Source organism: Desulfuromonas acetoxidans DSM 684 (genome assembly GCF_000167355.1).
GTDB classification, from domain to species: Bacteria; Desulfobacterota; Desulfuromonadia; order Desulfuromonadales; family Desulfuromonadaceae; genus Desulfuromonas; species Desulfuromonas acetoxidans.
This window is the reverse complement of record NZ_AAEW02000002.1, coordinates 245971-258343: the sequence shown is the minus strand read 5'-3', so window position 1 is coordinate 258343 and position 12373 is coordinate 245971. Positions and strand designations below refer to the sequence as shown.

The 12373-nt window shown below is 49.2% G+C and carries 13 protein-coding genes; 12 read left to right on the top strand and 1 reads right to left on the bottom strand.

Annotated elements, in window-relative coordinates:
• Window positions 1-183 precede the first annotated feature (183 nt).
• From DACE_RS02505 to DACE_RS02450, 12 genes are all read left to right on the top strand, one after another.
• Complete coding sequence (locus tag DACE_RS02505; RefSeq protein WP_005998062.1) at window positions 184-870, top strand: response regulator transcription factor; 687 nt, start codon at window positions 184-186, stop codon at window positions 868-870.
• 11 nt (window positions 871-881) lie between these two features.
• Window positions 882-2240, top strand: a complete 1359-nt coding sequence (locus DACE_RS02500) for an ATP-binding protein (RefSeq protein WP_005998059.1) — start codon at window positions 882-884, stop codon at window positions 2238-2240.
• A gap of 251 nt (window positions 2241-2491) precedes the next feature.
• On the top strand, window positions 2492-3631 hold the full coding sequence (locus tag DACE_RS02495) for a choice-of-anchor F family protein (RefSeq protein WP_005998058.1): 1140 nt from the start codon (window positions 2492-2494) through the stop codon (window positions 3629-3631).
• A gap of 738 nt (window positions 3632-4369) precedes the next feature.
• Window positions 4370-4594, top strand: coding sequence for a DUF3820 family protein (locus DACE_RS02490; protein ID WP_005998056.1), 225 nt, complete (start codon window positions 4370-4372; stop codon window positions 4592-4594).
• 381 nt (window positions 4595-4975) lie between these two features.
• Entirely contained in the window at window positions 4976-5683 is a 708-nt protein-coding gene (locus tag DACE_RS02485; protein ID WP_005998054.1) for a DUF2971 domain-containing protein, read from the top strand.
• A gap of 25 nt (window positions 5684-5708) precedes the next feature.
• On the top strand, window positions 5709-6302 hold the full coding sequence (locus DACE_RS02480) for a hypothetical protein (RefSeq protein WP_040365917.1): 594 nt from the start codon (window positions 5709-5711) through the stop codon (window positions 6300-6302).
• An 84-nt stretch (window positions 6303-6386) separates the two neighbouring features.
• Entirely contained in the window at window positions 6387-7586 is a 1200-nt protein-coding gene (locus tag DACE_RS02475; RefSeq protein WP_005998052.1) for a phospholipase D family protein, read from the top strand.
• A gap of 190 nt (window positions 7587-7776) precedes the next feature.
• Window positions 7777-8238, top strand: a complete 462-nt coding sequence (locus DACE_RS02470) for a GNAT family N-acetyltransferase (protein ID WP_005998051.1) — start codon at window positions 7777-7779, stop codon at window positions 8236-8238.
• A gap of 27 nt (window positions 8239-8265) precedes the next feature.
• Window positions 8266-8832: a cysteine hydrolase family protein gene (locus DACE_RS02465; protein WP_005998049.1), complete on the top strand. Its 567-nt coding sequence runs from the start codon at window positions 8266-8268 to the stop codon at window positions 8830-8832.
• 3 nt (window positions 8833-8835) lie between these two features.
• Window positions 8836-9276 carry a VOC family protein gene (locus DACE_RS02460; RefSeq protein WP_040365915.1) on the top strand — a complete coding sequence of 147 codons (441 nt, stop codon included), beginning with the start codon at window positions 8836-8838 and terminating at the stop codon, window positions 9274-9276.
• 190 nt (window positions 9277-9466) lie between these two features.
• The gene (locus DACE_RS18770) at window positions 9467-9838 is read left to right on the top strand and encodes a MerR family transcriptional regulator (RefSeq protein WP_005998045.1); all 372 of its coding nucleotides are present in this window, start codon (window positions 9467-9469) and stop codon (window positions 9836-9838) included.
• Between the two features lie 205 nt (window positions 9839-10043).
• On the top strand, window positions 10044-10439 hold the full coding sequence (locus DACE_RS02450) for a carboxymuconolactone decarboxylase family protein (protein ID WP_040365913.1): 396 nt from the start codon (window positions 10044-10046) through the stop codon (window positions 10437-10439).
• 28 nt (window positions 10440-10467) lie between these two features.
• Here DACE_RS02450 and DACE_RS02445 read toward each other — a convergent pair whose 3' ends face one another.
• Complete coding sequence (locus DACE_RS02445) at window positions 10468-12372, bottom strand: sensor histidine kinase (RefSeq protein WP_005998043.1); 1905 nt, start codon at window positions 12370-12372, stop codon at window positions 10468-10470.
• Window position 12373 lies beyond the last annotated feature (1 nt).

Genomic DNA, 12373 nt, shown 5'->3' with positions numbered 1-12373 from the left:
TCCTCAAAGTAGAAGTTAAACCGGGCCAGCATATCATTTTTCATGTTCAGAGAGTATTAAAGAGCCACATGTTGCCAAGGATTGCTGTAAAATTTTGTTATTGGTTATTTTACATTTCTTTACGTCGTCTTGAAACGGCGTGTTTTACACTGATTAAACAACTTTCGTACGACAGGAACGGGCATGGAAAAAATTCTGATCATCGATGACGATAATGAGCTGTGTGAATTGCTCACAGATTACCTGACGACCGAAGGGTTGCAGGTGAGTTGTGTCCATAATGGCAGCGATGGTGCCCGCCAGGCTGTGGAGCATTACGACCTGGTGATTCTTGATGTCATGCTACCGGGAATGAACGGCTTTGATGTGCTGCGGCAGGTGCGTCAAAGTAGCGAAGTGCCGGTGGTGATGCTCACCGCTCGGGGGGAAGATATTGATCGGATTGTCGGGTTGGAACTGGGGGCGGATGATTACCTGCCCAAACCTTTTAACCCGAGGGAGCTGGTGGCGCGAATTCGCGCTATACAGCGTCGTACCGACAATCGCAATCAGATGGACGCCCCGTTGCGGGTCGGTGATCTGTCGCTCGATCCGGGGGGACGACAGGTGCGCTGCCATGACACCGAGATCGTGTTAACCTCTGTCGAGTTTTCTTTGTTGCACATGCTGTTGAGTCATGCCGGCCAGGTGGTCAGTCGCGAGGATATGGTCAGCCAAGTACTTGGTCGTCATCTGTCGCCTTATGATCGCAGTATCGATGTTCATATCAGCAGTGTGCGCAAAAAACTCGGTCAGACTCCGTCCGGTCGCGAGCGGATCAAGACGATTCGCGGTGTCGGATATCAATATGTCGCCACCGGCTGCGATTAAAAGGTTCCCCCATGGATCGTTTGTACATGCGTATCTTCCTCAGCTTCTGGCTGACCGTGACATTAGCCGGGGCGATCATGGCCGTGCTTGCTTATGTCAACCATCCCCCGGAACGGGCGTTTCCTGACCACAATTTTGCTGACCGCGCGGTTGCCTCCTATGCGCAGGATGCGCGTGTCGCCTTGCAGCAAGGTGGTGTCGAAGGCTGGAGACGCTACGTCCAGAGTCATCGCGATCGCAGCACTCAGTTGTTTATTTTTGACGAAGATGGCCACCCCCTGTTACCCCGACGCATGAAGCAAGACCTTGCCCCCCTGGCCCGTCAGGTTTTTGCCGAAAAAAAATTGATCATCACCCATCGTGGCAGAAATGTCTATTTTGCCCAGCCTTTTGTCGACCATCTTCAGCGTCCCGCCGTGTTTCTCGTTAAGTTGCGCCTGCCGACACCGCCTCCCAGACGTGGCTATTTCCGTCCTGTTCCCCTGCTGTTTCTCGGCGTGTTTTTACTGGTGGGCGGGCTGGTGTGCTGGTGGCTGGCGCGCTCGCTGACCTCGCCGATTCAGACTCTGCGTAATGCTGCCCAGCAGTTTGCCACCGGTAATCTTTCGGTGCGGGTGGGCGATGCCATTTCCGGGCGTAGTGAGATCAAGGAGCTGGCCAATGATTTTGACGCCATGGCCGCACGCATTGAGCAGCAGGTTGAATCTCAGCAACGGTTGCAGCGTGATATCTCCCACGAACTGCGTTCGCCACTGGCGCGGCTCAATGTTGCCCTCGAATTGGCCCGACAGCGTTCCGGTCACGAAGCCGAGCCCGCCTTGAACCGCATAGAACGTGAAGCGGAGCGGTTGAACGAGATGATCGGTCAGTTGTTGAGCCTTAATCAACTGGAGACCGCAGTGCTGTCGCTTGATGAATCGATTGACCTGGCCAGCCTGATTTCAGAGCTGGTGGCCGACGCCAATTTTGAGGCCCACAGTCGTCAGGTGCGGGTCGAGGTTGACGCCTTTGACGCAGTGGTGGTCAAAGGCTCGGAACAACTGCTCGCCGGTGCCATTGAAAATATTTTGCGCAATGCCGTGCGCTATACCGCTGAAGACACGGTGGTGCAGGTGGCAGTCACTCCGGCGGAAAACCAGCGGGTGTCCCTTATCGTTCGTGACCATGGTCCTGGTGTGCCTGAGGCGTCGGTGGAAAAAATCTTTCAGCCTTTTTACCGGGTAGATGATGCGCGTGAGCGTCGTTCAGGTGGAACAGGCATCGGTCTGGCCATTGCCGATCGGGCCATTCGCCGCCATGGCGGCACCATTACTGCGCATAATGCCGCTGGCGGTGGTTTGGAAGTGGTGATCAGTTTGCCGCTGGCCTGAATTTTTGAAAAAAGGCGGGGCAAAATTCGCACCCCGGTTGCGGAACAAGGGCTTATGCCCCTGTCGCAACCGGGGTGTTTTTTTGTATCAGAAATGTAAAGTCGTTGAATTAATTAATAAAAGGTTTATGCGGATAGTGGTCGGCATAAATGATGCTACGCCAATCTTCCTTGTGGCTCCCTGCTGACCGGAGCCGTTAATTTTTAATCGTCGCGTTGCGACGTAACTTTCTTGACGAAGAGAGGCATGTTATGAACCGTTTGTTGTTGAGCGCCGGCCTGATTATGGCCGGCCTGTTGTTGTCCCCTGTGGCCGAGGCGGCCACCATCACCCAGTGGAATATGACCGATGTCGTGGTTGATTCCGCACCTTATAGCGCATTTGAAACCTACCACAGCGATATCTACAATGGCGGTGCCACCATGCAGACCTATGGCGGCATCAGTTGGAAAGAGGACGATACCGTCGCACCCGGCCTGAGTATCGTCAATGACGATGATGTCGATGGCAGCAATTGCATCATGTGCGCCGGGGTGAATCCCTACGACCAGACCATCAAGCAATGCAGCGACCCGTTTCAGTCGAGCAAACGCTTCAAGCTGTTCAGCACCGACAATGAACCACTGGTGCTGATGTTTGATGTTGCTGACGCCGACACCAACATCTATCGCGTGTTGCAAAAATACAGCAACTACTCACCAACGCGTTGGCAGGGCTACACCATCGAGCTAGGCTTTGTCGATGGCAATGGTCAGTTTGTTGTCTCCACCAGCGATGACGGTCTGGCTTTCTGCACCAGCAAAGGCGTTGTCTACCAGACCACCACAGCTGCCTCCAGCGTGCGCGACCGCGATCTCTCGGCTCAGTTTTCTCAGGGCTTGTTTGGCGCACCGGATAAAAACCACCCAGAGCCGGGTTATTTCAATCCTGCCCAACGCGCCTCATTTGAGATGCAGGTCAGTGAAGATGTCATCGCCAGTGACGGCATCAGCACGGTTTACTCCGATCTGTTCGGCCCATGGCTCAACGAAGAAGCGCTGCCTACCGGAATCTTCTGGGATGACGACGGCGATGTCACCACCGACAACGTGCTGATGGCCAATTGTGAAGGCACTTATGACTATGTCAGTGGCAGTTGTGACGGTCGATGGGTCACCTATCGTGACTATGCCGGAGTGGTTGATGGCGAAGCCGGTGCTCCGGTTGGTGTCGCCAGTGAAGTCCCTGCCGGTGTATTGGCTGACTGGGTTGCACAACCGGATGTGTACCTCTTTGATGTGATCGATGATCTGGCTAACCTGGGGCTGACTTACTACATTGAGCTTGGGGATAACAGTCAGTGGCCGACTCCGCAGAGTTTTGCGATTCGTTTTACGCCGTTGGCTGAGTAAGGATACTGAGGGACGGATGGATCCTTTGTGGAATTCATCCGTGTGCGTGGCTTGGTACGCACGTGACGTGGGCTTCCGCGCCCACACGTCGGGTTCCTTTTGCGTCGTCAAAAGGAACCGAAAAACGACTTCCGTCATTGCACCCTATCGGGTTCCCTCTCTTCGTTCACTTACACCGCGATGTCGGCAAAACTCGCTGACGCTCAAACAGGTTGCCGACGATCATCGCGTTGACATTCACTACGTTCGGTGCTGCTGAACGGAAGGGCTTGGTGCTAAATAACTCACAACTGAAGGGCGGGCACCGTCCCGCCCGTTTAATCGGTACCACACCAGAGATAGAGAGAGACAAGAGTGTGTTATCAACGTTTTACGTCAAAGATGATGAGTTGCACGATTTGCCGAGCTAAAGGGAGGTAAGCCGAATCTGAAACGCATAACGGAAACAGTTTTAGTGTAGGTTGATTCAGGTTCAGGAGAAGTTCAGCCGGTTTTTGCATCCTTTTGAGCGGCAAGTCAAAAGGATGTCGCCTGCCGGGGCGAATCCCGGCGACCTTGACCTTGCTCTAAAGATTTCAACAAGCAAGTAGTACCCTGCAAATTCAACCATCAGGTTTGAGTTTGCACTCCACAGAGAACCTTCAATGCAATGTTCCCCTATCCAAATCGGATGGGGGAATTTTTTTTGCTGAAAACTGCCGCTTGCCAAGGTAACAAAAATCAGCTATCACATCGGGCATGAAACCTTCCCCGCAAGCATTGATTGATCTCTACGAAGCCCGTATGCCCTACGGCAAATATGCCGGAGTCCGCCTGGTTGACCTGCCCGAACCCTATGTGGTGTGGATGGCCGGTGAAGGCTTCCCCGCCGGACGGCTGGGACGACAACTGGCTGAAGTGTACGAGATCAAGATCAATGGCCTTGAATACCTGTTTGATCCCTTTCGTGGCAACACGCCCTGAAACCCTGCCTGTAGTCCGCGTACCACATTTCACCATTCTTCATGGAAAGCACAAAACCAGCCTCAAACAATTCATCTGCTGCTGTTGAGCGCACGCAGTGCAAAGGGGTTTCACGCAGAGAATTCTTTACTTTGCCAGTCGCTTCGGATAAAGATTGATCATTAATTATGGTTTAAGTCTCTGGTGTGTGTGTTCGGCGTGGCCGCTGCACTTGCCACGAATAAAGAAGTTTTGGCCGGGGCGCACCATTTTTCCATGTTTGCCGAGAGATAGGGCGATAGGTGGAAAATATTCAAAACGCAAAACAAGGAAAATTGGTTTCCATGTTTTTGCCTAAATATCTCAATAAGTAGAAAACCATCCATCCTATAGGTGTGATAGATGGAGAATTTTCCACCTGTCAACACTGTTAGGGCCGGGAAAATGAAGCTTTACAAGTACAAATCACTGGCAAATCTTTGGCATACGCTCGATGTAATTGTAAATCAAAGGCTCTACTGCGCTCACTGGTCTGAGTTGAATGATCCTCTCGAAGGAAGGTACGAGATTTATCTTGGTGAGAAGAGTGCCAAGCTAGAGTCGATAATGACTTCACGTATCGAGTCAGCCAAAAACACCTATCGTGTGTCATCCCTTTCTGCTGATCCAACAAACTTCCTTATGTGGTCTCATTACGCAGACGGCCACAAAGGGGTCGTTATAGAAGTCGAAGTACCGGAAGATCACGAAGACCTAATTCAGGTTGCGTATACGCCATTTTTATCAGTATTCACCGATAAAGTGCAAACAAAGGAAGACATGCGGCATCTCTTCAATGGAAAAGGTGAAGAGTGGTCATATGAGCAAGAATATCGATTAGTCACCGAGGAGAAATTCTTTCAATTGCCAGTTGCAGTTGAGCGGCTTTTGCTAGGACCGTTAGTAAGCAAAGAGCAAGAATCCATCCTTCGTAGAATCATTCCAGAAAAACTCGAAATTGTAAGAATGGAGTTAGATCGGGTTCAGGGGACCTTAAAAGTTAATAGCCCTAACAAGGCTATCCAGCCGACCCCTGCTCCGCTGCGCTTCGCAGAGTCGGCTGATAGCTAGCGTTAAATTTCAATAGGAGAATGTCGTGCCATTTCGACAAATGATGACGGACAACATAAAAGTCATAAAAGCAGATGGTCAGGAAGTCGAAGGTTTGAAAGCTAGCGTCCAAAGCAAAGGCATATACCTAATGCAGTCTGACGTGCTAATCGAGCCAAATGATCTTATTCAAAGAATTATGAGCAATGGTGGCACCGAAACATTCAAGGTTATAGACCCAGGTTTCCACGAAGGGGTGCATAGCATTCCCGCTCATTATCAGATGAAGGTACAAAAGCTTGGAATACCTGAAGCAGAAAAAGCGATACAGTCAATCACTTACAACATAAGCGGTCCAAATGCCCGAGTAAATAATCACTCAACAGATAATTCTACGAATATCGTCAACGTAAATCAGGATGTGGCAGATCATCTAGTTTTGCTTAGAGAAGAGATCGAGAAACTAGTCAACGCCAGTGAAGAGAGAAAAGATGCTCTTGAAGTAGTTGATGCTATACAGGGACAATTTGAGTCAGGTTCCCCGAGTAAAGCCGTAATTAAGTCCTTAGTGTCGGCGCTACCTCATGCAGGGAGCATTGCATCAATAGGTTCATTTTTGCTCTCTGCAATTGGGGGCTAAATGCAATTTAACAAGGCCTTTCAACGGACTCAGTCGCTAACGCGCCTGCTCCGCTGAAAGCAACGTTATACATAGGAAGAGCATATGAAGTTGCTTATTAATTCTCGAAAGATTGAAAGAGCTTTGGTTTCCTTGATGAATCAGTATGAGAATTATTACATCGCATCTGCTTGGGCATCTGTCGGTACTGATGCTTTTGAAACTTTATCGAGAAACAGTGATAAGATATCAAAGTTAATAGTAGGTACTCACTTTTACCAAACTCATCCAGATTTTATTCAAAAGTTCTATGTAAATGAAAATGCGAGGTTTGTAAAAAAGACTGGTGGTGTTTTTCATCCAAAAATATATTTATTTGTAAACTCTGAAAGTAACTGGGAGTGCCTGATTGGGAGTGCAAATTTTACAAGAGGGGCATTCTCTATAAATAGTGAAGCAATGCTTCATGTAAATTCATCAGATACAGAAGCTAGAGAGTTTTTTAATCAAATAATAGAGCAGTTTGCGAAATATTGGAATGATGCCTCATCAATAAATGAAGAAGAAATAGAGAATTATCGAAGTGTATGGAAGAGCAAACAGAAAACGATAAAAAAGCTTAAAGGTCAATATGGAACTTCACGTTCAAGAATTTCTATGTATCAGTCTAGAATATTCTCTTTAAGTTGGGCTGAATACTTCGAACTTGTTCAAATCGACCCCTTTCACTCATTCAACAATCGACTGCTTTTACTGAACGAAGCCAGGTCATTATTCGATAATCATTCCAGTTTTAGTGAAATGGTTAAGGAAGATCGGAGAAAAATTGCTGGCCTACACTTTGAAGAACAACCCAATGGTTACACGTGGGCATGGTTTGGAAGTATGAAAGGTGCGGGGAAATTTCAAAATAAAATCAATACTAATAATGAATTTATATCCCGAGCATTAGATTGCATACCCAAAGTTGGTTCGTGTAACCGAAACGAATACTTTACTTTTGTACGTATGTTTGAATCTGCTTTTCAAGATGGTGGTGCAGGGGTAGCAATAGCTAGTCGCTTATTAGCAATGAAAAGACCTGATTATTTCTTATGTTTAGATAACAAAAATAAAGAAAATCTTTGTAAGGAATTCGGAATTTCGAAAAATATTACTTTTGAGAAGTATTGGGATGAAATTATAGAAAGATTAATAGATTCCGTTTGGTGGAATCAAGAGGCTCCTGAAGATACCATACAATTAAGGTTGTGGAAAGGTCGGGCAGCCATGCTAGATGCAGTGTTTTATGATGAAAATATATAATATTGGGCAATAAAAGGGGGCAAATCTACGGTTGACGTCTTGTTGAGTCTACGAGAGTAAAAGAGAAACACTCCCCTGTTTAGCCAGCCTGGAGCCATTCATCGTCAGCATGGAAAGTTGTTGGACACGAAAAACTCGGGCATGCTCTTGGTGTTCTCTGGCGGCCTGAGAGCGTTGATTGGACTAAAAAATGAAAATACGCCGCTATAACTTGGGCGAAGAACAGGCGCTCTGGTCTTTACTCTATGAAACCGTCCATCAGGTGAACGGCAAAGATTACTCACCGGCACAACTCGACGCCTGGGCTCCTTCGCAAATTGATCTCGCCACATGGAAAGAGCGCCTGAGCCAAACCAACCCTTTTGTAGCAGAAGAAAACAGTGCATTAATCGGTTTTGCCGAGCTGGAGGAAAACGGTCACATCGACTGTTTTTACTGCGCCCATGATTGGCAGGGAAATGGTGTCGGAACGGCTTTGTTGCAGGCCATTGAACACGAGGCGGCGAAAAGAGGCCTCTCCCGTTTATTTGCCGAAGCCAGTATCACTGCAAAAAGCTTTTTTGAGAAACATGGCTTCTCAGTTGAAGCTGAACAGTCCGTGTTACTGCGAGGTGAGCACTTTACCAATTTTGTGGTGTCGAAAAATATCTGAAGTTTGAGTCTAACAAACGGGGGAAACATGAGCGATTGTCTGATTCTGGTGGATCTGCAAAACGATTATTTTGCTGGCGGCACGATGGAACTGGTTGATACCGATAAGGCCGTGGCTAATGCACAGCGGTTGTTGGCCAAGTTCAGAGAAAGCAATCTGCCCGTTGTTCATATTCAGCATATTGCTGCGCGACCGGGTGCGACCTTTTTTCTGCCGGAAACCCATGGCGCTGAAATTCATGCTTTGGTGGCACCGCAAGAGGGGGAACGCGTGGTGGTGAAAAACTTTCCCAACAGCTTTCGCGACACCGCCTTGCTGGACATTTTACAACAGGGTAACATCACCAATCTCACCATTTGCGGGGCCATGAGTCACATGTGCATTGATGCCACCACCCGCGCGGCGTTTGATCTAGGTTTTAACTGTGTGGTGGCGGAGGATGCCTGTGCAACACGGGATCTTGTCTTTAAGGGCCAAACAATCAGGGCCGCCGAGGTGCATGCTGCGTTTATGGCGGCGCTCGCTGTTCCTTATGCAAAGATTGAATCGACCGATGAGATCATTAACGGCATGGCCAGCAATGAGCTGCTTTGACCGTTGAAAGAATTAAACTCCGGTGCGAAACAGGCTCCTGCTTGTGATGCTGTGCGGACAGTGGCTAAAGAGATTGCGGATCAGACAGAGAAGGTGAAGCTCATGAAGCTGGATCATGTTGCGATCAACGCGGTTAACCTTGAAGAGGAGATACGGTTTTTAACAGAGTTTCCCGGCTTGTCATTGCTGCAAAAATGGGAGGACTTGCGGCAGGCGTATGTTGGGTTGGAAGAAGGCCCTGTTATTGGCGTTATTGAAAATAAGGATTATGACGGGTCTGTTTTTACCATGGCCCATCTCGCCTTTTGCGTGTCAGATCAAGAGTTTTCAGGGTGGGTGATGAAAATCAAGGAATTGAATCTGGACATTGTTGCAGGCCCCAAAAGTCAAAGGGGCGGTGAAACAATCCTCTTAAGAACGCCAAGCAAAAATATCAATCATTGAATTGTGTTATCCGTATGTAAGAAAAACAATTCACCAGCACGGCGATTCGCCTGCCAACACAAGCAACAGGATGGAAGGTACGTCTGAAAAATAAGAGCGATGTTCGGTGCCCTTCGAGTTTCTCGATCTTTGCAGGTCGTATCGTTTCTTCTGGTCGGATGTTTTATATTTTGCGAGAACGGCAATGCGTATGAATGTATCCAAGTTTGCACAGCGGGTTGGTTTGACTGCCCACACGGTTCGCTACTATGAAAAAATTGGGCTGCTTAAGCATGTCCATAGACGGGCGAATGGCCACCGGAAATTTTCTGAGAAGGATGTGAAATGGGTAGAGTTTGTGCAGCGGTTGAAGGAAACGGGCATGTCACTGGAGAAGATTCTGGAATATGCCCGGCTGCGCGAACTGGGGAATGAAACTCTGGCCGCGCGTAAAGCAATGCTTGAAGATCATTCACAAGACCTTCAGGTGCGAATCTCCGAGCAGAAACGGAACTTTGAGTTGCTCAATAAGAAAATTGCGCTCTATCAATCGGCATTGGAGGGCAAAATATCTCTTGACTGAGAGTTAACTCTAAGGTCTAGCCTCTCAAATATGGATGTTGCCATAAACAGAGGAGAGTCCTATGGAGAACGATGAAACGCCTGTTGGCATTAAGCGAAGAGACTTTATTATTTCCTCGTTTATTTTGTCTGCAGCTTCATTCGGTTGTTTGTCATTGACGAGCTGTCAGGCGTTCTCTGATTGGGCGGTAGCTGAGGAGTTGACTATGAGTGCAGATCGAAATGACAGATTTGAGCGAGGGTGGAAGAAGCTTAAAGAAATTGATGGTGATGCCGGCGAAAAAGTGATTGAAGCGTTAAAGGATATCGCTCCGGATTTAGGACGGTATACCATTGAGTATCCGTTTGGGGATGTCTACAGCAGGGAGGGCCTGGATGTGAAATCTCGCGAAATTGCAACCGTGGCAGCTCTGGCTGCAATGGGAAACGCCCAGCCACAGCTTAAGGTTCATATCGGCGCGGCGTTGAATGTGGGGTGCTCTGCTCAGGAAATCGTCGAGATCATCATTCAGATGTCGGTTTATGCCGGGTTTCCTGCAGCATTGAATGCTGCCGCCGCTGCCAAGGCGGTTTTTTCTGAACGAGGTATCATCAACGTTTGATGCGCAGATGAATCGTGTCAGAGGCAATTCAGTACGTCGATCCAAACACTAACACGAAACACGCGCCCGACGGTTCATTGTGGACGGTCAGGCTGCCGTTGAGGCGTGTTTCCGCCAGTTTTCTTGCCAGTGCCAAGCCGATACCGAGTCCTTGCGCCTGTTTTCTGCTGTAATGGATGTTGAAGATTTTATCAAGTGCCTGGGGATCAATGCCGCCGGCGTTGTCGCGCACTTCGATGGTGACCTGCTTCTCGCCGGAGCTGGTGAGCCACAGGGTGGGGGCGTCGGGACTTTTTTCCTGTAAGACGCTGACGGTATTTTCCAGCAAAATCAGCAGGATTTGCTTGAGGGCCTTTTCATCGGCGCAGAGCTGTTGGCCCTGATAGTCCTTAATGACCTTGATCTTTCCTGCCTGCAACGATGAGGCGAGCATGTCCAGCACGGTGTCGATGGCATGCTGCAGATCGAACTCGCCGAGCTGCGGCTGTTGCGAATAAAAACTGTAAAAATTGCCCACCAGATCATTCATGCCGCTAATCTGACTCTCCATATGACCGAGAATCTCTTCACTGTGCACGTCGTCCTGACCGCTTTGGTAGCGCTGGGTGCGCAGCTTTAAAACCTCTGTACCCAAATAAATCAGCGGCTGCTTGAACTGGTGGAGAATCCCGGCGAGCAGATAGCTGGTTGAATTGAACTTGTTGCTCTCATCAAGCAGCAGGGCGTTTTCAGCCCGCTCTGCTTCAATCCGTTTTATTTTTTGGCCCAGAGCCATGGCAAAGAAGATCGCCTCTGCCGCCATTCCTGTCGGCAGAACATACAGAACCCCACTGCCGAAATCGACCAGTCCGGTGAAGCACAGCACGTAATTGAGCATGGTGAAAAAGAAGATTCCGGCACCGATGAGGAAATAACGACCGGCAAACAGCTTGTGCCAGGCGACTACCAGGGCGGAAAACAGCATGAACAACAGCGCCAGGGGGAGCAATAGCGAAGAGATCTTGTTGTGCAGCAGCAGTTGGCCGCTTGGATAAAAGTACAACAATGACGCGAGTAACGCGCTAAACAGCCCGATGTTGGCGAGGTTGAGTTTGTACAGCCAGCCTATTTTGTGCTTGAGGTCGAAGAAGGTGATGATGAATAGCGACATCAGGATCACCGCTACCGACGGCGTGATTTTGTAGCTGAGATTAAGCCAGGCCAGTGGCAGCAGTGGGCTCAAAAACGCATAGACATGCCCTGAACTGGTCAGAGTGTTGTAGCCGTTGGCCAGACTGTGCAGCACGTAGAAAAGAAAGGCCACATTGCGCAGCGACACGAACATCATAACGTTGTAGATCACCAGCGCCAGTGTAACGCCGATAAATACGCCCCAGATGGTCAAATCCTCGATGGCCAGCCGTGAATAGTTGTGTTCGCTGAGCAGCTTCATCTTGATGCTGATCGGGGTGGTCGAGGCGTAGCGGGTGAGGACTTCGATGGTTTCGTTGCCGTGCAGTGTGATGTGGACATTGGCAAAGCGATTGAGGATTTCCGTGACGCGGATTGGCCGCGTATCGCCGAACTGGTACTGCTCACTGACGGTGCCGCCTCGGATCAGGTAAATGTTCACTTCATCATGGGCAACAAAGTCGTTGATCAGGTGGAGCTTTACCGGTTGTGACGAGCTGTTGTGCAAGCGGGCTTGGCTCCACACGGCAGCGGTGGTGTAGGGGAACGAATTTCTCTCGGCAGGGTGCCATTCACGGTGCTTGTTGACGAGCAGATCCGTCACGGTGGCGGTTTTGTCCGGATCGATCAGGACGTGGAGCGTACTGTGGTCGAGTGCCTGTTGGTTTAAAGTGGGGGTGATATCGACGGCGGGGAGGTCGGCCGCGACGGCGGTATTGCTGAGCAACAGCAGGGCCAGGAGGACTTGAAGGAAAAATTTCATT